Source organism: Mesorhizobium sp. PAMC28654, from assembly GCF_020616515.1.
In the GTDB taxonomy this organism is placed as follows: domain Bacteria; phylum Pseudomonadota; class Alphaproteobacteria; order Rhizobiales; family Rhizobiaceae; genus Mesorhizobium.
This window is the reverse complement of the sequence record NZ_CP085135.1, coordinates 529,206-549,812: the sequence shown is the minus strand read 5'-3', so window position 1 is coordinate 549,812 and position 20,607 is coordinate 529,206. Positions and strand designations below refer to the sequence as shown.

Here is a 20,607-nt window from a genome sequence, read left to right as displayed (position 1 = left end):
GGAAAAAGTTTTGCGTCGAAGGAGACTAATTGTGATTGGAGAGCAAGACGTCCTTGGCTTCATTAATCCGCGCCGCCAGGAAAGACGTGCCGCCGATATCGGGGTGCAGGCGCTGCATCAGGCGGCGGTGCGCCTTGCGGACATCCGCCGCGGCGGCCCCCGCTTCAAGACCAAGGACCTTGTAGGCCTCCTCCTTAGTCATGGAGCCAGAACTTGGCGCAACACCCAGCCCTTCGCGACCGTTCGTGTCAGCGTTTTTGCGCCAGACGGGAAATCTGCCGTCAAGATACGTCTCTAGCAATTGCCGGCTCTCCGGATCTCCGGAGAGTTCACGATAAAGTTGCTGCAATTCCGGAAGGGCCATCGCGCCAAGCATCTTGCCTTCATGGTGGCCGGCCAGCACGAGGCCTTCCAGGCCGCCAGTGTCGTGATCGAGTTCCATTTCAAGCGCGGCGGTACGCACCGTCGAGCGCTTTCCCGGGGCCAGTTTCGCCACCTGCCTGCCCATGCGCATCGAGCCGTACCATGCGGCTGCCGCCAACAGAATCGCGCCGCCAACGCCTTCGCGCCCCACCAGAAGCACCGCGCCGCCGAAGACCGCCAGCAGAGCCGGCCCTAGCGTTTTCAGCCCACCCGCGAGTGCGGCCGGGTCCGCGCGCAGGAACACCGTGGCGAAGCCGAAAAGCACCCCCAGCAATGCAACGATTGCAATGATTGCGCCCATTATGTCCCGCCGCCCCGCAGATGCTCGATCATCAGCCGGTCTTCCGGCCTGTCCCTGGCCTCCAGCGCCTCCAATCCGCCAGTCGCAAACACGGCAACCGCTGAAAGCAGCCCGGCCAGGGTCGCGGCGGCCCGTCGATCGAATCGAAACCATGCCCCTTTGGACAACCGCGCAATGTCCTTGAATACCTTTTCTGCGCCAGAATCATGGCCTTCCTGAAAGACGAAGACAGGAACGCCAAGCAGGCCGAGCCTGCCAGCCTTCTCGGCAATGTCGTCGGCATCCTCTTCCATGGCATCGCCGATATAGACCAGCGCATTGACCTTGGCCGATGCCGTCTGTTTCAGCGTATGGCTGAGAACCTTGCCGATCTGGGTGTGACCGCTGCGGCAGTCGATCCGCGTCATCAGCTGCTTGAGCGTATCCGTGTCGGAGACGAACGCGGACGAGCGGCATTCGCCAAGACCACGGAAATAGACCAGCTGGACGCTGAGCGCGCCGGCCTTGCCCGCGGCATCGAACATCTCACCCTGCAATGTGCAGGCGAGATCCCAGGTTGGCTGCCGGCTCATCGTCGCGTCAAGCGAGAGAATCAGCCTGCCGGTGCCATTCCCGGCCGCGGCCAAGGCTCTTGCCTGACGCACGAACGCTTCGATCTCGCCCGCGTCGGAACGCGAATTGGTCGGCGCGGCGTTACCCCTCTTGGATATCGGCTGGCTCTTGTCATTCATGAAATTCAACATGTGGCGTTGGCGCGCCGCTTGCAAGTCCAGCATTGAGCAACATGAGGGCCAGACAAGTTGCAGGCAAATGCTTGCTGCGAGCTAGAGCAGGCCGAGATCGGCAAGCTCACGCCGCAGTTTCGGCGGCATCTCGGCCAGCTCGGCATTACCCTTGCCAAGATCGAGCGGAGCGTCGGACGGCTTCAGGTAGCGCCATCCCTGGAAGGCACGGCGCGGCTGCCAGTCGGTGCGCACAACCTGCGGATCGAATATCAGGCGGCAGCGGCCGATGCCCTCGTCATCGGTGAACGGCCGAATATCGGTGATCAGTTGGCGGCATTGGACGTTGCCCTTGATCACCCAGTAGAGCGAGCCGCCATCGATGATTTCCGTGGCGCGCGTCGGCACCATGCGCGTGGTGTGGTATTGCTCTACTGGCTCGCCGGCGCGCCGCCGTTCATCGAGGCGAAAGGCGATCCAGTCCTCGAGGTCCTCGACGCTGTCGCAGCCGACACAGAGCTTTATGAGGTTGAGAGACATTGACCAAGCTTTAGTCCCGTGCACGAAGCCGTCAACGGCCTGACAGGGTTCTCCACAGTGCCAGTCACGGGACTTGCATTGGCGCTCAGCACTCCACGACGTTGACGGCGAGCCCGCCAAGACTGGTTTCCTTGTATTTCTCGTTCATGTCGAGGCCGGTCTGACGCATGGTCTCGATCGCCGCGTCGAGCGGCACGAAATGAATGCCGTCGCCCTTTATGGCAAGCGAGGCGGCGGTCACCGCCTTGACCGCGCCCAGCGCATTGCGCTCGATGCAGGGCACCTGCACCAGACCGCCGACCGGATCGCAGGTCATGCCAAGGTGATGCTCCAGCGCGATCTCGGCGGCGTTCTCGACCTGCTCCGGCGTGCCGCCCATGACGGCACACAAACCGGCCGCCGCCATCGCCGAGGCTGACCCCACCTCGCCCTGGCAACCGACCTCTGCACCGGAGATCGAGGCGTTGGTCTTGATGATGCCGCCGACGGCAGCGGCTGTCAGCAGGAAATCGCGGATGCTTGGCTGATCGGCCTCGGGATGAAAATGCAGCCAGTAGCGCAGCACCGCCGGCAGCGTGCCGGCGGCACCGTTGGTCGGAGCGGTGACCACACGTCCCCCGGCGGCATTCTCCTCATTGACCGCCATGGCGTAGATCGACAGCCAGTCATTGGCGAGCAACGGGTTGGGCTTGTTCTGCTGCCACTGCTCCTGCAATTTGTCGTGCAGCATGCGCGCGCGGCGACGCACCTTCAGCCCGCCCGGCATGATGCCGTCCTGTGACAGGCCGCGCTCGATGCAGCTCTTCATGGCGCTCCAGATTCCGTCGAGGCCGGCGTTGAGTTCTTCGCGCGACATCTGCGTTTCCTCGTTGACGCGCTTCATGTCCGCAATGGAAAGCCCGCTTTTCGCCGCCATCGCCAGCATCTCGACGGCATTCTTGAACGGATGAGGAACCTTCTTGCCTTCGGTCGTCACCGACCCCTTGGCCTTCATCCGCTGCAGTTCCTCCTCGGAAACCACGAAGCCACCACCGATCGAATAGTAGATGCGCTTGAGCAGCAAGCGGTCACCGGCATCATAGGCGTAAAACGCCATGCCGTTGGCGTGGCCGGTGAGCGGCGTCTTGCGGTCAAGGACAAGGTCCGTAGCCGGATCGAAGCGATAGGATGGATGGCCGGGCGGCGAAAGCCGCTTGTCGGTGGCAATGCGCGCCGCAATGCCTTCAGCCAGATCGGGGTCAACCGTCTGCGGCGTCAGGCCTGCGAGGCCGAGGACAACGGCGCGGTCGCTGCCATGGCCAATGCCTGTATAGGCGAGCGAGCCATGCAGGCTTGCGCCAACACGATCCACCTTGACGCCAGCGGGGCGCGGCCAGTCGCCATTGAGGATTTCGTCCAGGAAACGGGCGGCAGCCGTCATCGGCCCCATCGTGTGGGAACTCGACGGGCCGATGCCGATCTTGAACAGGTCGAAAACCGAAAGGAACACGCGCGGCTGTCTCCGGGAGAGATATCGAGGACTACATATAGGAATTCCCGCAATGCTTCTGCTTTTTTGAAACTCGCGGCGCAGCGCTTGCCGACCTTGTTTGGTCCTGCAGCGACATCGTTCGCAGGGCTATGATGCGAGCCATTGACGATGCCGACACGCCGCTTCACAAAAGCAGTGATATCGCGGAGGAGGAAGCCATGCTGACGATAATTGCCAGGCCTGAATCGCTCAGTCTCACACCTTCCCGGACAGCCGTCGTGGTGGTGGATATGCAGAACGCCTTTGCCTCGAAGGGCGGCATGTTCGATCTGGCCGGGATAGACATATCCGGAGCAGCGCCCGTTATCGACGCCAACAAGCGCCTTCTCACCGCGGCCCGTCACGCCGGCGTAACGGTGGTCTATCTGCAAATGTCCTACAAGCCCGACCTCAGCGACGGCGGAGATCCGTCATCCCCGAACCATCACAAGGAACTGGGCATGGTCATGATGCGCCAGCGGCCAGAGCTTCACGGCAGGCTTCTGATCGACAACAGCTGGGACTGGCGGATCGTCGAAGAGTTGACGCCTGAACCGAACGACCTGGTCATTCGAAAGTCCCGCTATAGCGGATTTTGCAATACCGATCTCGAAGCGTCCCTGCGCGCCCGCGACATCAGTCACCTGCTCTTCACCGGCGTCGCGACGAATATCTGCGTCGACGCAACCGCGCGCGATGCCTATTCGCGGGAATTCTGGCCGATCCTGATCGAAGACGCGATGAACCATTCCGGGCCGGACTTCAATCGCCAGTCCACACTGTGGAATTTCGAACACGCTTTGGGGTGGGTTACCAAGACTGAGTTTGTCCTCGATGCGCTGCGCGCGGAAGCAGTCGTGCCCTTGCCCACCTGATCGCTGCCGCCGCACCGACGGGGCTTGTCAACCAACGTCGCCCGGGCCTGGAAAAGGCTCGTCGATACGACCCGACAGCCAATAGGCGAAAAGGCCAATCCATTCGCGGATAGCCATGGTCGTGGTCTGCAGCGAATCGGCGGCATTGTCCCGGAACAAGCCGACGCCTTCCCGGCCGGAGGTGCGGTAGTCGACCGGCCACGGAACCGTCGCAAAGCCGGCTTTGTCAAACAGTGCCTTGGCACGAGGCATATGGAAGGCAGAGGTCACCAGCAGCCAGGTCTCTCCCGGTTTCGGTGCCACCATCTGCCGGGTGAAGATGGCATTCTCGTAGGTGTTGCGAGATTTGTTCTCCAGGATCAGCCGATCGGCTGCCACCCCCAGGGCGCCGAGCAGGCGGGGCGCCGTGGTCGCATCCCCCTCGCCGTCCAGGATCAGTTCGCCGCTGCCGCCGGAGACGACAATCTTCGCCTCTGGAAAGAGCCGCGCCAGCACGGCCGTCTCGACCATGCGATCGCCGCCAGCGTTCAACTCGTAGCCGCCGCGCACCAGATTGATGGCTCCTTCGAAGCCACCGCCCAGCACGACGATGCCGTCGACTTTTTCAGGCAGGGACGGACGTGGAAAGCGCTCTTCCAGCGGGTTCAGCATCAGCGCGCCAAGCGACGTCCAGGTCGACAGAGCAAGGATCATAAACGCGAGCACGCTGCCGGCGACTGCCAATCGCCGTCGGCCGAACGTCGCCGCGATCACTCCGGCAAGAAGCAGAAAAATCGACAGGTTCAGCGGCTGGATGAAGAACCAGAATATCTTGGAAAGGTAGAAGAACATCCCCCAGCCCCGTCAGGCTCGGGAGCCTACCACCACTTCTCCGGCTGGAATGTCCCCGCCGCCTGCTCGATGACGTGAGCGGTCTGGAACAGCGTTTCCTCGTCGAAAGGCCGGCCGATGATCTGCAGCCCAAGCGGCAGCCCCTTGGCGTCGAGCCCGGCGGGCACGGCGATGCCGGGCAGGCCAGCCATGTTCACGGTGACCGTGAAAATGTCGTTGAGATACATTTTCACCGGATCTGACGCCATGTCCTCGTCGGCGACGCCAAATGCCGCCGATGGCGTTGCCGGGGTCAGGATGACATCGACGCCGGCCGCGAACACGTTCTCGAAATCGCGCTTGATGAGGTTCCGCACCTTCTGCGCCTGCAGATAATAGGCATCGTAGTAGCCGGCGGACAGCACATAGGTGCCGATCATGATACGGCGCTTGACCTCGCGGCCGAAGCCGGCGGCGCGGGTCTTTTCGTACATGTCGACGATGTCCTTGCCTGGAACACGCAATCCATAGCGAACGCCATCATAGCGGGCGAGGTTGGACGAGGCTTCGGCGGGCGCCACGATGTAATAGGCTGGCAGTGCGTATTTCGTGTGCGGCAGGGAAATGTCGACGATCTCCGCACCGGCGTCCTTCAGCCAGGCAATGCCCTTCTGCCACAGCGCCTCGATCTCCTCGGGCATTCCGTCGACGCGGTATTCCTTGGGAATGCCGACCTTCATGCCCTTGATCGGCTTGCCAATCGCCGCCTCGTAATCCGGCACCGGCCGGTCGACCGAGGTGGTGTCCTTCGCATCGACCGAGGCCATCGACTTTAGCAGGATCGCCGCGTCGCGCACATCGCGCGCGATCGGCCCGGCCTGGTCGAGCGACGAGGCGAAGGCGACGATGCCCCATCGCGAGCAGCGGCCATAGGTCGGCTTGATGCCAACCGTGCCGGTGAAGGCGGCGGGCTGGCGGATCGAACCGCCCGTATCGGTGGCGGTGGCGCCGGCGCACAGGAAGGCGGAGACGGCCGAAGCCGAGCCGCCGGACGAGCCGCCGGGAACCAGCTGCGCATTGTCCAGCGTGCGCGCGGTCTTCGTGCCGCCCGCGGAGACGAAGCCACCTTCGCCCTGATGCGTGGTCGGCATCACCACCGTGTCCGTGCGTGAACACCGCCACGGATTGATGACAGGGCCGTAGTAGGAGGTTTCGTTCGACGAACCCATGGCGAACTCGTCCATGTTGAGCTTGCCCAGCATGACGGCGCCGTCGGCCCACAGATTGGCGGTGACGGTTGATTCATAACGCGGCTTGAAACCGTCGAGAACGTGGCTGCAGGCCTGGGTGTGGATGCCTTCGGTGCCGAAGAGATCCTTGATTCCGAGCGGAATGCCTTCCAGGGCTCCGCCCTCACCCTTGGCCAGCTTCGCGTCGGATGCCTTGGCCATGTCGCGGGCCTTGTCGTCGGTCACAGCGACATAGGCGTTGAGCGCAGGGTTTGCGCGATCGATCGCCGCCAGATACGCCTCGGTGATCTCGGTCGCGGTGATTTCCTTGGCGCGCAGCTTGGCGCGGGCCTGCGAAATCGTCAGATGGGTCAGGTCGCTCATCAGGCAAGACTCTTTTCGTAAAACACCGACCACTCGGAATCGGGATAATCCAGCACTGGTCCGCAGCGCGAAAACCCGGCGCGTTCGTAGACAGTCCAGGCGGCGGGATGGCGATCGCCGGTCTCGAGCACCAGGCGCTTCAGCCCTTCGTCACGCGCCAGCGCCTCGACGTGCTCGACAATCTTCGCACCAATCTTCTGGCCGCGATGGGAAGGTCGCGTGTACATGCGCTTGACTTCGCCGACGCCATCATGCCGCTTCAGCGCGCCACAGCCAATGGCAAGTCCATTGTCGCGGGCAATGAAAACGGTCGTGTCGCCGTCGGCCATTTGCTCGACGGTCATCAGATAGCTGTGCTCCGGCGGCGTCAGTTCGAGCAGCGTGGCATTGAGTTCATTGACCAACCCACGCACATCGTCCTGCAGCGGCGTCTCGATGGCGATCTCGATTGCCATCGCGGCCTACTCCACCACCTTGGGAACCAGGAAGAAATTCTCTTCCGTCGCTGGCGCGTTGGCGATGATGTCGGCCGCCATGCCACCATCGGTGACAACGTCCTGGCGCTTCTTCATCTCCATCGGCGTGACGGATGTCATCGGTTCGACACCGGAGACGTCGACCTCGTTCAATTGCTCGACGAAGCCCAGAATGGCATTCAATTCGCCAGTCATGCGCTCCGCTTCCTCCTCGCTCACGGCGATGCGGGCGAGACGCGCGACGCGCTTCACTGTCTGAAGATCAACGGACATGTTTCTGCCTCTGGAAAACCAAGTGGCGCTATAGCGGCGCGGCGCGCGCCGCGCAACTGCATCGTGCGACAGCCTACGCCGAAGTGCGAGGTCGGCTTTTCGGCTGGCGCAAAGGAACAGGCAATTCGAAAAGGCCCTCCCTGCCCGGACACATGCCACATGCCGCCTCATCCTCCAGCGCTGCAAAGGTTTGCAATTCGGCGACGGAACAGCCTGGTTCCAACGGCCGGTAGTCCAGATAGGCGTCCCATTTTTCGGAGAGACGGTATCTGGCCTTCTGCATCGGCAGATAGGCCAGCGGAGCGCATTTCCAGATGCGCCCGTCATATAGCTGCTTGCAGTGGCGGGCCGGGCAGATCTCCCAGCTGGCCCTGGGGTCACCATCCTCGAAAGGCTGCATACTGTCGCCAAAGCCGGTGTAGCGCCGCGTCCATTGCTTGTGCGACGGGCGAATCCTGGCGACAAAACCGTGGTTTCGCCGCCAGGCCTCCAGCAAGTCGAAGACCGGTTTCAGCCTCTCGCGATATTCATCGGAATCGTGATGGACGGAAACGAACAGGCAGGCATCGGGATCAGCGGCCAAGACGGCGGGCAGTGTCGGATGGCGGTGCAGGAAGAAGCCGTTGCTGACGATCTCGATTTGAGTTTTCGGCCAATGCCGCCGCACCAGCCCGACGAATTCTGGCAATTGCGGATGGATGGTGGGTTCACCGCCCAGCAGGGAGAAGCACGTGACGGAGACGCGCTGGCTCCACAGTGCCATCCAGCGGTCGGCGTCTTCGAGACACACGGTACCGGCGTGGGCGTGATTGGAGTAATGCGAGCAGCTTTCACACGACAGGTTGCAGCCATGCGCGACATGCAACTCAAGCCTCTGGAAGACAGGCCGCCCCCTGCGGAGAAACGACCCCACTCGCTTGATGATCTCCATGAAACGAAGCTAGAGCAGAATCTGATCATTCCGGCTCATATCCTGTTGCGGCGAAGTAGTTGGCGCACTCGGTTGGTGTGAAGCAAGGCAGTGCGGCGCTGATGGTATCCCACAATTCCGCGACGGTTCGTGCGGCGGCTTTGCGTAGAATCGATTTCAGCTTGGAAAAGGCGTTCTCGATCGGGTTGAAGTCGGGGAATAGGGCGGGAGGAACATCATCCTTGCGCCGGTTGCTTCGATCGCCACACGGGCGGCTGCGCTTTTGTGCGCCGGCAGGTTGTCGAGGATCACGACATCGTCGGGCCGCAGCGTCGGCACGAGAACCTGCTCGACATAGGCGACAAACCATTCGCCAGTCATCGGGCCGTCCAGGACCATTGGCGCGGTCATGCCAGTGAGGCGCAGGGCGCCGGTGAACGTCGTCGTCTTCCAATGGCCATGCGGGATTGGCGATCGGCACCGCATCCCGCGCTTCGTGCGCCCCCGCAGTCGAGCCATCTTTGTCGAGGCTCCGGTCTCGTCGATGAAGACCAGATGCTCGGGATCAAGATCGGGCTGGGCGTCGAACCAGGCGTTTCGTCGCGCCGCCACGTCTGGCCGCTCCTGCTCGCTGGCGTGCGCCGTTTTTTTTGAAGGTCATGGAGTGACGATCGAGAAACCGCCAGATCGTGCTCGTCGCAAACGACGCGCCATGCTCCTGTCGCAGCAACTCGGCGAGTTCGACCAGCGTGATGTCACCCGCCTCTCGATCGCCGCCAGGATGATGTCGCGATACGCTTCAACGCGGTGGGACCGCCTGTCGCCGCCCTGCGGCTTTGCGCAGGTGGCTCCGGTCTCGCGCCATTCCCGGACCCAACGCACCGAGCTTGCCGCCGCCACGCCAAATCGCGCCGCTGCCGCCCGTCGCGACAGGCCGCCATCAACCGCTGCGACCACCCGAGCCCGCAAATCTTCCGATAAGGATTTCGCCATGCCATGCCGGCCTCCGAATCCAGCAGATATGCTGAATCAGATTTCCAATCCCAACGAAACCCCTATCGATTCTATCCGCTCGGATTTTGCTCTAGGCTTGCCGATTTGACCGGCGCATCGCCCTCGCCATGGCAATTTCTAAACCTACGGCAGGGCGACGCCGCAACCAACATTGAAACGCGTAACCACCGCCTCGAGGCAATGGTTACGTCGCTGACGCTACAGAGTGATCGTCTCGCCGATCTTCGGCAACGCCACTTTCACGCCCGATCCATCCAAGCCGGCCACGAACTTTTCGGCGGTGGGATCGATCATCGGAAACGTGCCGAAATGGCAGGGAATGACCGTGTCAAACTTGAAGAAGCGCCGGCAGGCGAGCGCTGCCACCGCGCCGCCCATGGTAAAGCGGTCGCCGATCGGCACGATGCCGATCTTGGGTTCGTGCAGCTCGTTGATGAGCGCCATATCGGAAAAGATATCCGTGTCGCCCATATGGTAGAGCGTCTCGTCCTCCGGAAAATGCAGGACAAGCCCACCCGGGTTGCCGAGATAGACATTCTTGCCACCCTCTTCGCCAAACGAGGATGAGTGCAGCGCCTGGACGAAAGTCGTGGTGAAAGCGCCGCAGTCAACAGTGCCGCCAAGGTTGCCGGGATTGATCTTCTGGCCGTTGACGCCCTTGCCGACCAGGTACATGCAGATCTCGAAATTCGCGACGAGCTGGGCGCCACTCTTGTTCAGCACTTCCACCGCGCCGCTGATATGATCGCTGTGGCCGTGGGTCAGCAGGACATGCGTGATCCCTTCCGCCGGTTCTTCCCAGCCACCCGTCCACGATGGATTGCCGATCAGATAGGGGTCGATGAGGATTTTCGCCCCAGCGGTTTCGATGCGAAATGCGGAATGGCCGTACCAGGTGAGCTTCATGAAGACGTTCCTCGATTTTTGCTGTGCTAGAGGATAGAACGCCAGCGACGCAAATCAATGACATCTAGTATCTTTGCCCGTTCGAACGCGGGCGCGGCGTTGCAGTCGAGGGAAAGCCGTTGAGCATCATCGCGATCGAGGAATTGCCGGCACATCTCGGCAGCGGCAAGACCCTGGCCGGTCTTGATCTGGGCGACAAGACGATCGGCATTGCGATTTCAGACCGGGGCTTCTCCTTTGCCCATCCGCGCCCGGTGATCATGCGCAAGAAATTCTCCTTGGACGCGGCGGCCTTGCTCACCGTGCTTCAGAAGGAGAACGCCGGCGCCATCGTGCTTGGCCTGCCCATCAACATGGACGGATCGGAAGGCCCCCGCGCCCAGAAATCCCGTGCCTTTGTGCGCAACATGTCGGGGATGACCGACCTGCCATTCGTTCTGTGGGATGAGCGGCTGTCGACGGTCGCGGCCGAAAGGACGCTGATCGAGATGGATTTTTCGCGCAAGAAGCGCGCAGGCAAGATCGATTCGGCGGCGGCTGCCTTTATCCTGCAGGGTGTTCTCGACCGCCTTCAGTCGCTCGATGCAGCCGCTCGGACGGAACCGGGCCCGTCCACTGCCTCTTGACCCAACCGGCAATGTTGCGCCGGCGGCGGAACGCCCACAGCGCCATCAGCAGCAATCCGTCGAATAAGCAAGCCTTGGCGACCATGCCGGGAATGATCGCCGGATCGATGCCCAGCATCTGCCCGTAGAGCTGGAACACCACATCATGCAGTTGCCGGCTCAACATGACATAGCCGAAATTGATGTCGTTGAGCGACAGGAAGAACCACCCCCAGAACAAAATAAGGGGGGCCGCCCACAGCGCGAACAAATAGCGCATCAGCGACCATCCTTCCGGTTCGTGTCCGGTCGACCGGAAATTCGGGAGAGCAGGGAATCATGCACCGCGCCCTTCGCCATTGCATGCGCTGCACGGATTTCGCGCTTGCCGGGAACAGCGACTGAGGCTGTCGAACGCCGCTCAGCGAGCATGGCGACGTAGGATGCCAGAAGCGCCGCCATCTGGATGGCGATGACCATGAACAGCCCGTTGATGCCTTGCGCGGCACCGCCAACCAGGATCAGCGACAGCAACCCGAAGGCGGAAATAAATGCGATCCGCAATACGCTGTCGGCGGAATCCATATCCATCGTGCTGATCAGTGTTTCGACAAAGGCCCAGCAAAACAGCACGGCAACCACCATCAGCGCGGTCGCCAGCGGCGCCACCACGACCACGTTCTCGAGATCCGCAAGGCCGGGGCTTTGAACCGTGATGCCCAGCATCCCTAGCGCGGCAGAGACACCACGGCTTCCGTCGATGCAGATAAACGCCAGCAGGGCGAAGACAAGCGCCCAATGCAAAGCCAAAAGAGTGGTCAAGACCTGACGCATGCCGTTCCTGCTTCGGTATCCTGAGACAGTGGGCTTTGCGGCTCGCCACCGCAATGGAAACCATTTGTTAAGGTTAACGGCAATTCACAGGGAGAACGACAGCGCCCGCCATGGGCACTTTCGCAACCGCGGCGCTTCTGATCGCGGCCTAGAGTAATTCCAGGAAAAGTGTGAAACGGTTTTCCGTTCGGAATTGCGTCAAGACAAGGCTCTAATTCGTTGGTGGATAGAGCGTGTCGATGATCATGCGAGCATCGTGGCGCGAATCGAGCATGCCATAGGTGTTGCGCCACTGCCCGGCCAACCGCGTCTCGACGAAAGCGTCGGCGATCCGCCCTGCCCCCAGCCGGCGCAGTTCGGCCGCCGCCGCCGACAGCGCCAGTTGCTCGGTGAGCAACCGGGCCGAGCCCTCGTCGGTTCCGGCGACCTGCATCGCGGCCTTGAGCACGCCGATGGTACCACGGCCGCCAGCGCCCAGGTCACGATCAATGCCTGCCAGCACGTCCTCGAACAGTCCCGGCGCACGGTTGAGCACGCGCAACACGTCGATGGCCATGACGTTGCCGGACCCTTCCCAGATCGCGTTGACGGGAGCTTCGCGATAGTAGCGGGCGAGCGGCGCCTCTTCGACATAGCCATTGCCACCCAGGCACTCCATCGCCTCATAGAGCAGCGGCGGCGCGATCTTGCAGACCCAATATTTGACGACCGGCGTCATGGCGCGGGCAAACGCCGCCTCGCCGCGATCGCTGGCGGCCTCGTCGAAGGAGCGCGCCAGCCGAAACGACAGGGCGGTTGCCGCGGCAACGTCGAGCGCCATGTCGGCCAGCACGCGCTGCATCAGCGGCTGTTCGATCAGGTTGGTGCCAAACACCTGCCGGTGACGGGTGTGATGCACGGCCTCGGCCAGCCCGGCGCGCATGATCGCCGATGACGCGACGGCGCAGTCAAGGCGGGTCAGCGTCACCATGTCCATGATCGTCTTCACGCCAGCGCCCGGTTCGCCGACCATCTCGCCTATGGTGTTGACGAACTCGACTTCGGAAGAGGCGTTGGAGCGGTTGCCAAGCTTGTCCTTCAGCCGCTGGAAGCGGAAGCCGTTGCCCGAACCATCGCCCAGAACGCGCGGAACTAGGAAGCACGAGAGCCCTTCCGGCGCTTGTCCGAGCACCAGGAACGCATCCGACATCGGTGCCGACATGAACCATTTGTGGCCGGTCAGGCGATAGAAGCCGCCACCGGCGCGCTCGGCCCTGGTGACATTGGCGCGCACATCGGTGCCGCCCTGCTTTTCCGTCATGGCCATGCCCAGCGTCAGGCCGGTCTTTTCGACCGGCGGCTTCTGGCTCTGGTCGTATTTGCGCGTCGTGACGCGGGGCGCCCATTCGCGAAACAGTTTCGGGCTGGCCATCAGTGCCGCCAGCGACGCGCTGGTCATGGTGATCGGGCACAGATGCCCGGTTTCCAACTCGGCGGTGAGATAGAAGCGGGCCGCGCGCACCTGATGGCGGCGACCGATCTCGGCATCGCCATTTTCCCAGATCGATGAATGCAGCCCGTTCGCGACGGAACGGCGCATCAGCGCATGGTAGGCAGGATGGAACTCGACCAGGTCGATACGCCGGCCCTGCCGGTCATGGGTTCGGAGTTTTGGGGTCTCGACATTGGCGAGGCGGGCAAGCTCCTGCGCCTCCTGGGTCAGCACGAAGCGGCCGAGACCATCGAGATCCTTGCGCACCGGATCGGAAAAGCGCTCGGCAAGCTGGATCAGCAACGGATCGCCCCGCCAGGCATTCCCGCCAGTCAATGGCGGCGGCTGGTTCGTCACGTCGTCGGTCACGCCTTATCCCTATCGTCACAGGCTACGAATCCGAAGCCATCGGCGGTTTATAACCCAAGCATTGCAGCGCGCGCGATGAAAATACCGGGGAGAAAGGCCGCAATCCAAAGCTGGCGCTTGCAGCCGCCGAATCTCCACCCTATAGCAGCGCCTTGAGATGACTGACGCTTCGTCCCTGCCGCTCTATCCACACCGCCATCTACTGGGCATCCGCGACCTTTCCCCCGCCGATATAGAGCTTTTGCTCGATCGCGCGGATCGGGCGGTCGCCATCTCCCGGCAGTCGGAAAAGAAGACTTCGACGCTGCGCGGCCGCACCCAGATCAACCTCTTTTACGAAGCCTCCACCCGCACCCAGTCGTCCTTCGAGCTTGCCGGCAAGCGGCTCGGCGCCGACGTCATGAACATGTCGGTGGCCAGCTCTTCGGTGAAGAAGGGCGAAACGCTGATCGACACGGCGATGACGCTGAACGCCATGCGCCCCGACATATTGATCATCCGCCACCAGTCGGCCGGTGCTGCCGCCCTTCTGGCGCAAAAGGTCGGCTGTTCGGTGGTCAATGCCGGCGATGGCGCCCATGAACATCCGACTCAAGCCTTGCTTGACGCACTGACCATCCGCCGCGCCAAGGGTCCGCTGTCGAAACTGATCGTGGCGATCTGCGGCGACATCCTGAATTCGCGCGTTGCGCGCTCGAACATCATGCTGCTCAACGCGCTCGGCGCGCAGGTGCGTGTCGTCGCCCCCTCGACGCTTCTGCCCACTGGCATCGAAAAGATGGGCGTCATCGTCACGCGCTCGATGGCGGAAGGCCTCAAGGGCGCGGACGTCGTGATGATGCTGCGCCTGCAGCGCGAACGCATGGAAGGTGCCCTCGTGCCTTCGGTGCGCGAATATTACCGCTATTTCGGGCTCGACGCGGAAAAGCTGAAGGCTGCCAAGGGCGACGCGATGGTGATGCATCCCGGCCCGATGAACCGAGGCGTCGAGATCGCCTCGGAAATCGCCGATGGTCCGCAAAGCGTTATCCAGGAACAGGTTGAGATGGGCGTTGCCGTGCGCATGGCGGTGATGGAAGCGCTGCTCGATCCGCGCCGTAACCAAGAGGGCTGCGGCGCATGAGCACGACGGTCTTTGAGCGCGCTCGTATCGTCGACCCTTCGCGCGGCATCGACGAGATTGGTACCGTCATCGTCGATGGACGCAAGATCGCGGCTGCCGGCAAGGCGGCGCTGAACCAGCGGGCGCCCGATGGCGCTACCGTCGTCGATTGCGCCGGCAAGGCGATCATCCCTGGTCTTGTCGACGGCCGCGTCTTCATCGGCGAACCGGGCGGGGAGCATCGCGAAACCATCGCTTCCGCCAGCGTTGCAGCGGCCGCCGGCGGCGTGACGTCGATCGTCATGATGCCCGACACCGATCCGGTGATCGACAATGTCGCGCTGGTCGAATTCGTGCTGCGCACGGCCAAGGACACAGCAAGCGTCAACATCTTCCCCGCCGCGGCGATCACGAAGGGTCTCGACGGGCGCGATATGACAGAGTTCGGCCTGCTGCGCGAGGCCGGCGCGGTTGCCTTCACCGACGGGCGACACACTATCGCCAGCGCCTTGGTGATGCGCCGGGCGCTCACCTATGCGCGCGATTTCGGCGCCATGATCGTGCATGAAACGCAGGACGCCGCCCTCGCCTCGGCCGGCGTCATGAATGAAGGCCTTTATGCGAGCTGGCTCGGCCTTGCCGGCATTCCGCGTGAAGCCGAATCCATCCCGCTGGAGCGCGACCTTGCGCTCGCTCGGTTGACGCGCGGCTTATATCACGCGGCAAAGATCTCAACGGCCATGGCCGCGAATGCGGTGACGCGGGCGAAAGCCGACGGCGCGAATGTCACGGCGGGCGTGTCGATCCACAATCTGTCGCTCAACGAGAACGATGTCGGCGAGTACCGCACTTTCTTCCGGCTGACGCCGCCGCTGCGTGCCGAAGAGGACAGGCTGGCGATGATCGAGGCGGTCAGGGACGGCACGATCGACATCATTGTCTCCTCGCACGACCCGCAGGATGTCGACACCAAGCGCTTGCCCTTCGCCGACGCTGCCGCCGGCGCCATCGGGCTCGAAACGCTGCTGGGCGCGGCACTGCGGCTGTACCACAATGAAGACCTCACGCTGCTGAGACTGGTCGAGACGCTGTCCACAGCGCCGGCGAGACTGTTTGGGCTACCCGGTGGCACCCTGAAGCCGGGGGCATTGGCTGATCTAGCTGTTGTCGATCTGAATGAGCCGTGGATTGTTAGCGAAAGCGGCATTCGCTCGCGCTCCAAAAACACCTGTTTCGAGGGCGCGCGGCTGCAAGGCAGGGTCTTGCAAACGATGGTTGCGGGCCGCACAGTATTTTCGGCCTAGACTGAAGACTGCGGAGCGCCTCGCACTCCAATCCGGTCGGCCAGGGGAGATCCAGGGGGAACAATGACCTACGGTCCCGTCGTGGCACTTGTGTTCGGCTATCTGCTTGGCTCGATCCCTTTTGGGCTTTTGATCACCCGCGCAGCTGGCCTTGGCGATGTGCGCAAGATTGGCTCGGGCAATATCGGCGCAACCAATGTATTGCGCACCGGCAACAAGGGCCTTGCCGCCGCCACGCTGCTGTTCGACGCGTTGAAGGGCACTGTGGCTGTCCTGATTGCCAGTCATTATGCGCCGGAGTTCGGCCTTTGGGCCGGCCTTGGCGCCTTCCTTGGTCATCTCTTTCCAGTCTGGCTCGGCTTCAAGGGCGGCAAGGGCGTGGCCACATATCTTGGCGTGCTGATCGGCCTCGCCTGGCAGGTAGCACTGATCTTCGCCGTGGTCTGGCTCGCCGTTGCCTTCCTCTTTCGTTACTCCTCATTGGCGGCCCTCGTCGCGGCGGTTGTCGTCCCGATAGCGCTCTATTTTCTCGGCACGCCGCAGATTGCCGGACTGTTCGTGGTCATGAGCATCATCGTCTTCATCAAGCACCGCGCCAACATTTCGCGGCTACTCGCCGGCACGGAAGGCAAGATCGGAGCCAAGGGGTGAACAACCGGCTCGTCGGGCCGCGCCTCAGCGACCGGCAACGGTTGAGCTGGCTTCGCCTGATCCGCACCCACAATGTCGGCCCGGCCTCTTTTCGCGATCTCATCAACCGCTTCGGCTCCGCCGAGGCCGCGCTTGAAATACTGCCCGAACTGATGATTTCCGGCGGCGTCAACCGCATCGCCCGCATCGCCTCAGTGGCCGAGGCGGAAGCTGAATTGGAAGCCGCACGGCGCGCCGGCGCTCGCTTCGTAGGCATTGGCGAACCCGACTATCCGCCGCTGCTGAAGAATATGGACCACCCGCCGCCCCTACTCGCGGTGAAGGGCGAAGGTGCAGTGTTCCGCATGCCGGCCATTGCCATCGTTGGCGCCCGCAACGCCTCGCTGGCCGGCATCAAGATGGCGCGCACGCTGGCGACGGATCTTGGCCAACACGGCTACAGCATCGTCTCCGGCCTGGCGCGCGGCATCGACACGGCGGCCCATCAGGGCAGTATTTCCACGGGCACGATCGGTGTGCTGGCGGGGGGCCTCGACATACTCTGCCGGTCTCTCTACGGAATGCACTGAGCGCATAGCTCGGCGGACGCCAATGTTCCCGCTCTGTTCACATCAATGGGTGGCGGGCGGCACGTATAGGAATGGAGTCGGAAGTTCTCCCCGAGGGGCCATGGGGGTTTGAGCCCTACCTAGATGTACGTAAGGTCTAACAGACTTTTCGCAAAAAAGGTCGCACCCTCACGGGCCCCGAAGGAGAACGCAGTGATCACGTTGACCGTCTATCGAGGAAAGCACTGGGATCAGCAGCACGGGAAGCATGTCCTCACATGGGGAACCCTCAACTGGCTCAAGGCCGCGAGGGCCGAGCCTGACGGAACTGAGAAAGAGGTACCGCTGGAACAGATCGACTCGAATGGCCGGTGGCACGATCCTGACTGGAAGTAGGTCGCTCTTACTGGGGGCCGCTCCTTCGGTCGGGCGTATAGTGAGGGCCGAGGTTTCCCCGATGGAGCCATGGGGGATTTTAGGATTGCCTTATAAACGAATGCCGAAACACTGGTTCTCCAGAAATGTCCGCTGAACATCAAGTCCCGGAACAAGAGGTCGACGGAAATGGGCAGTGGCATGGTCCGGGGGAGTAACTCCGTCCTTGCGGATTGTTAGTGTCGCGCGATAGTCTTCCGGCGTTCGTCGATACGGTAGGTGCAAGATGGCGATGGTTGACTACTCGACATCACAGTTATCTCTGCCACACAAGCAACTCGTTGAACTACACAAGCAGGGCAAGGTAAACTTGGGGATGAGCGAAGAGTTCGCGTTAAGACTCGCGACTTCCGGCATACACCCCAAAGGTTCAACGAGACACGCCTTCAAGTTCTTCACAGGCTTAGCATGGGTAGTGGCAGGGGTTGGCCTCTACTGGGCATTTACAAGCGCCTGGTGGTGGGGCGTACTTGGTCTCATCGGCATGGTTGTTATCTTGAACGGCAACAAATCAGGGCACGCTCAGAACCTTATGTATGCAGCCTTGGGCGACGAAAGTTTTTACGAACGGGTCCGAGAGCTTAACGGCTGGCGCTACCAAATCGACGAGGATGCAGCGGCGGATTTCCTGAGATAGTGCAGCGTCCCTGCTATCATGGTTCTCCCCGGTAGCGGGAAGTCCCCGGTAGTTGCTCTTTTTTCCCCTTTGGATGTGTGAAACATGGGCATCGGCAATCAAGCCAGACACTGGAAAGCCGAGACCATGACGAACTTTAAGATCGTATTCTTTGGAAAACAGGGCCAAGTAATCGGGCAGCGCGTTGTCCCTTGCGAAAGCCACTGGGACGCGTGTGCTTGGGGATGGGCCAACATGCCGTCGAAGGCGGAGGATTTCCATGTTGAGGAAGCGCAGTTTGAGGAGAAGTTGTCGGCATCTGAGCAAGAAGATGACGGGATCATTCTCAACGCCTTCTACATCCTGAGGAAGAGGGCGAAGCTGGCCAAGGCTTTCCAACGATAGATCAACCTCTCAGTGCCCATGCGCTGACTGTACGAAAACGCATGGGCACCTTGAGGCAAGACGCTTCCCAGGAAACAAAGCCAAAAAAGGTGGGAGCAAGGACACGGGTCCAGAACCCAGCACGTCTACGTGCGGTATAGGGTCATTTCGCACTGGATTGCTCATGAATGCACAGGCATCCTAGCGGTATGTGCAACCTCTACAACATCACCACCACCCAAGACGCTGTACGCCAGTGGACTCGCGCACTGCGGGACATCATGGGCAACCTTGAGCCCTCCCTTGATGTCTATCCAAACCAGCCCGGTCCCGTGGTCCGCAATGCCCTCGACGGTGAGCGCGAGCTTGCCAAGCTGCTTTGGGGGATGCCCACGACCATCGAGCGGGTGAAGGGCAAGGCGGACTATGGCACGACCAACATTCGCAATCCGCAGTACGGACACTGGCAGCAGTTTGTTGGCGTCGAGCATCGCTGCGTGGTTCCCGTCACCAGCTTCGCAGAGCCGAGCCCAACACCGAACGACAAGGACCCTGAGACAGGCATTCAGCGAAACTACTGGTTCGCCCTGAACGAGGGACGTCCGTTGTTTTTCTTCGCGGGTCTTTGGACGCCCTGGCAGGGAGTACGCAAGGTCAAGGATGGGCCGGGGGACTTCGAGCTTTACGGGTTCATGACTACCAAACCCAACGCTCTCATAGCGCCGATCCACGAGAAGGCCATGCCGGTGATCCTAACCACGCAGGAGGACGTAGAGACGTGGCTGACGGCCCCGTGGGCTGACGCGAAGAGGATGCAGCGGACGGCATCGGATGATGCGCTGGTGGTTGTGGATAAGCCCGCCACGCAGATCAAGTTTTCTCAGTGTCTGACCCAAAAAGAAGTTGGGTGATATCAATGACTTGTGATTCAATCGGAGTTGCGAAGCCTCGACGGAGCATCACATGTGGACTGATATCACCCGCGCCAAGCATGCCCGAAAGGGACTACGTTATTCAAGCGATTTGACGGACGCGGAATGGATGGTTCTGGAACCGCTGCTTCCGCCTCGCTCGGCGCTTGGCCGCCCGCCGAAATGGTCGCAGCGGTCTATCATGGAGGGCGTGTTTTATGTGCTGCGTAGCGGTCTGCCTTGGCGAATGCTGCCCAGGGACTTGCCGCCGGTATCGACGGTGCAGCGCTATTTCTACGCTTGGCGCGACAGCGGCCTTTGGAACACGATCAACCACCTGCTGCTGATGGCCGTGCGTGTCGCCGCAGGTCGGGAGGCGTCGCCCAGCGCCGGCGTAATCGACAGCCAAAGCGTGAAAACCACTGAAAGCGGCGGGCTTTGTGGCTACGATGCGGGCAAGAAGATCAAAGGCCGAAAGCGCCATATCCTGACCGACACCTTGGGCCTGCTGGTCGGCGCGATCGTCCATACCGCTGACATCCAGGACCGAGACGGCGCCCCCGAGGTTCTGGCTTCTATTCGGGAAAGCTTTCCCTGGCTGCGCCACGTCTTCGCCGATGGCGGCTACGCCGGTGAAAAACTCCAGACCGCGCTCAGGGGAAAAGGTGGCTGGACCCTCGAAATCATCAAGCGATCCGACGCCGCAAAAGGCTTCGTCCTGCTCCCGCGCCGGTGGGTGGTGGAACGAACCTTCGCCTGGTTCGGCCGCAACCGACGCCTGTCCAAGGACTTCGAGCAGACCATCGAAAGCTCCACGGCTTGGCTGCTCCTCGCATCCGTTCAACTCATGACACGGCGCATCGCAAATCCATGATATCCATCAGAAATATTATGAGTCAGACTCTCACGGTGAAAAAGATGGCCAGTTCTCTTTGCTGTAGGTTGCTAGGCTGCTTAGAGATTTCTCTATAGACACAAGAGTTGCCGATACGAATGAGAGATGG

General features: G+C 61.7%; 23 protein-coding genes and 2 pseudogenes. 11 read left to right on the top strand and 14 right to left on the bottom strand.

All coding sequences use genetic code 11. The annotated features are described in order from the left end of the window. Positions 1-25 precede the first annotated feature (25 nt). From LGH82_RS02670 to LGH82_RS02655, 4 genes are all read right to left on the bottom strand, one after another. Positions 26-724, bottom strand: a complete 699-nt coding sequence (locus LGH82_RS02670) for a DnaJ domain-containing protein (RefSeq protein WP_227347183.1) — start codon at positions 722-724, stop codon at positions 26-28. After that, on the bottom strand, positions 724-1,455 hold the full coding sequence (locus tag LGH82_RS02665; RefSeq protein WP_227347182.1) for a VWA domain-containing protein: 732 nt from the start codon (positions 1,453-1,455) through the stop codon (positions 724-726). Before LGH82_RS02665 ends, LGH82_RS02670 begins: the two co-directional genes overlap by 1 nt. Positions 1,456-1,548: 93 nt before the next feature. Continuing rightward, positions 1,549-1,986, bottom strand: coding sequence for a DUF1489 family protein (locus LGH82_RS02660; RefSeq protein ID WP_227347181.1), 438 nt, complete (start codon positions 1,984-1,986; stop codon positions 1,549-1,551). 85 nt (positions 1,987-2,071) lie between these two features. Then, positions 2,072-3,475, bottom strand: a complete 1,404-nt coding sequence (locus LGH82_RS02655) for an L-serine ammonia-lyase (RefSeq protein ID WP_227347180.1) — start codon at positions 3,473-3,475, stop codon at positions 2,072-2,074. A 200-nt stretch (positions 3,476-3,675) separates the two neighbouring features. Here LGH82_RS02655 and LGH82_RS02650 point away from each other — a divergent pair, with 200 nt between their 5' ends. Next, positions 3,676-4,371 (top strand): cysteine hydrolase family protein, encoded by a 696-nt coding sequence (locus LGH82_RS02650; RefSeq protein WP_227347179.1) that lies wholly within the window; start codon positions 3,676-3,678, stop codon positions 4,369-4,371. A gap of 27 nt (positions 4,372-4,398) precedes the next feature. Here LGH82_RS02650 and LGH82_RS02645 read toward each other — a convergent pair whose 3' ends face one another. The 7 genes and pseudogenes from LGH82_RS02645 to LGH82_RS02615 form a co-directional block, all read right to left on the bottom strand. Then, on the bottom strand, positions 4,399-5,202 hold the full coding sequence (locus LGH82_RS02645; RefSeq protein ID WP_227347178.1) for a YdcF family protein: 804 nt from the start codon (positions 5,200-5,202) through the stop codon (positions 4,399-4,401). A 26-nt stretch (positions 5,203-5,228) separates the two neighbouring features. Then, positions 5,229-6,794, bottom strand: a complete 1,566-nt coding sequence (locus tag LGH82_RS02640; RefSeq protein ID WP_227347177.1) for an amidase — start codon at positions 6,792-6,794, stop codon at positions 5,229-5,231. Then, positions 6,794-7,249, bottom strand: coding sequence for a GNAT family N-acetyltransferase (locus LGH82_RS02635; RefSeq protein WP_227347176.1), 456 nt, complete (start codon positions 7,247-7,249; stop codon positions 6,794-6,796). Before LGH82_RS02635 ends, LGH82_RS02640 begins: the two co-directional genes overlap by 1 nt. A 6-nt stretch (positions 7,250-7,255) precedes the next feature. Continuing rightward, positions 7,256-7,543, bottom strand: coding sequence for an Asp-tRNA(Asn)/Glu-tRNA(Gln) amidotransferase subunit GatC (gene gatC / locus LGH82_RS02630; RefSeq protein ID WP_227347175.1), 288 nt, complete (start codon positions 7,541-7,543; stop codon positions 7,256-7,258). 73 nt (positions 7,544-7,616) lie between these two features. Further along, the gene (locus LGH82_RS02625; protein ID WP_227347174.1) at positions 7,617-8,456 is read right to left on the bottom strand and encodes a radical SAM protein; all 840 of its coding nucleotides are present in this window, start codon (positions 8,454-8,456) and stop codon (positions 7,617-7,619) included. Between the two features lie 43 nt (positions 8,457-8,499). Next, positions 8,500-9,446, bottom strand: a pseudogene (locus LGH82_RS02620) (IS630 family transposase). Between the two features lie 219 nt (positions 9,447-9,665). After that, positions 9,666-10,373 carry a metal-dependent hydrolase gene (locus LGH82_RS02615; RefSeq protein WP_227347173.1) on the bottom strand — a complete coding sequence of 236 codons (708 nt, stop codon included), beginning with the start codon at positions 10,371-10,373 and terminating at the stop codon, positions 9,666-9,668. A gap of 119 nt (positions 10,374-10,492) precedes the next feature. Here LGH82_RS02615 and ruvX point away from each other — a divergent pair, with 119 nt between their 5' ends. After that, positions 10,493-10,999, top strand: a complete 507-nt coding sequence (gene ruvX, locus LGH82_RS02610) for a Holliday junction resolvase RuvX (RefSeq protein ID WP_227347172.1) — start codon at positions 10,493-10,495, stop codon at positions 10,997-10,999. Here the strand turns inward: ruvX and LGH82_RS02605 are convergent. The 3 genes from LGH82_RS02605 to LGH82_RS02595 form a co-directional block, all read right to left on the bottom strand. Further along, on the bottom strand, positions 10,917-11,258 hold the full coding sequence (locus tag LGH82_RS02605) for a DUF6105 family protein (protein WP_227347171.1): 342 nt from the start codon (positions 11,256-11,258) through the stop codon (positions 10,917-10,919). The genes ruvX and LGH82_RS02605 overlap by 83 nt on opposite strands. Next, positions 11,258-11,812 (bottom strand): hypothetical protein, encoded by a 555-nt coding sequence (locus LGH82_RS02600; protein WP_227347170.1) that lies wholly within the window; start codon positions 11,810-11,812, stop codon positions 11,258-11,260. The genes LGH82_RS02605 and LGH82_RS02600 overlap by 1 nt, the downstream gene beginning before the upstream one ends. A gap of 211 nt (positions 11,813-12,023) precedes the next feature. After that, positions 12,024-13,652: a DNA alkylation response protein gene (locus tag LGH82_RS02595; RefSeq protein ID WP_227347169.1), complete on the bottom strand. Its 1,629-nt coding sequence runs from the start codon at positions 13,650-13,652 to the stop codon at positions 12,024-12,026. A gap of 157 nt (positions 13,653-13,809) precedes the next feature. On the opposite strand from LGH82_RS02595, the gene LGH82_RS02590 reads away from it, so the two are divergent. The 9 genes and pseudogenes from LGH82_RS02590 (at position 13,810) to LGH82_RS02550 (ending at position 20,477) form a co-directional block, all read left to right on the top strand. Continuing rightward, positions 13,810-14,775: an aspartate carbamoyltransferase catalytic subunit gene (locus LGH82_RS02590; RefSeq protein ID WP_227347168.1), complete on the top strand. Its 966-nt coding sequence runs from the start codon at positions 13,810-13,812 to the stop codon at positions 14,773-14,775. Beyond that, positions 14,772-16,058, top strand: a complete 1,287-nt coding sequence (locus tag LGH82_RS02585) for a dihydroorotase (RefSeq protein WP_227347167.1) — start codon at positions 14,772-14,774, stop codon at positions 16,056-16,058. Before LGH82_RS02590 ends, LGH82_RS02585 begins: the two co-directional genes overlap by 4 nt. 63 nt (positions 16,059-16,121) lie before the next feature. After that, on the top strand, positions 16,122-16,709 hold the full coding sequence (gene plsY / locus LGH82_RS02580) for a glycerol-3-phosphate 1-O-acyltransferase PlsY (protein ID WP_227347166.1): 588 nt from the start codon (positions 16,122-16,124) through the stop codon (positions 16,707-16,709). Next, a pseudogene (locus tag LGH82_RS02575) lies at positions 16,706-17,248 on the top strand (DNA-processing protein DprA); the annotation flags it as partial. The gene plsY and the pseudogene LGH82_RS02575, both read left to right, overlap by 4 nt. 222 nt (positions 17,249-17,470) lie before the next feature. Continuing rightward, complete coding sequence (locus LGH82_RS02570) at positions 17,471-17,653, top strand: hypothetical protein (protein WP_227347165.1); 183 nt, start codon at positions 17,471-17,473, stop codon at positions 17,651-17,653. 265 nt (positions 17,654-17,918) lie between these two features. Next, complete coding sequence (locus tag LGH82_RS02565) at positions 17,919-18,329, top strand: hypothetical protein (protein WP_227347164.1); 411 nt, start codon at positions 17,919-17,921, stop codon at positions 18,327-18,329. Positions 18,330-18,413: 84 nt separating this feature from the next. Next, on the top strand, positions 18,414-18,713 hold the full coding sequence (locus LGH82_RS02560; RefSeq protein WP_227347163.1) for a hypothetical protein: 300 nt from the start codon (positions 18,414-18,416) through the stop codon (positions 18,711-18,713). A gap of 188 nt (positions 18,714-18,901) precedes the next feature. Further along, a complete protein-coding gene (locus LGH82_RS02555) occupies positions 18,902-19,603 on the top strand; it encodes an SOS response-associated peptidase (RefSeq protein WP_227347162.1) in 702 nt (233 codons plus the stop codon). A gap of 52 nt (positions 19,604-19,655) precedes the next feature. Beyond that, positions 19,656-20,477 carry an IS5 family transposase gene (locus LGH82_RS02550; protein WP_227343936.1) on the top strand — a complete coding sequence of 274 codons (822 nt, stop codon included), beginning with the start codon at positions 19,656-19,658 and terminating at the stop codon, positions 20,475-20,477. Positions 20,478-20,607: the final 130 nt, after the last annotated feature.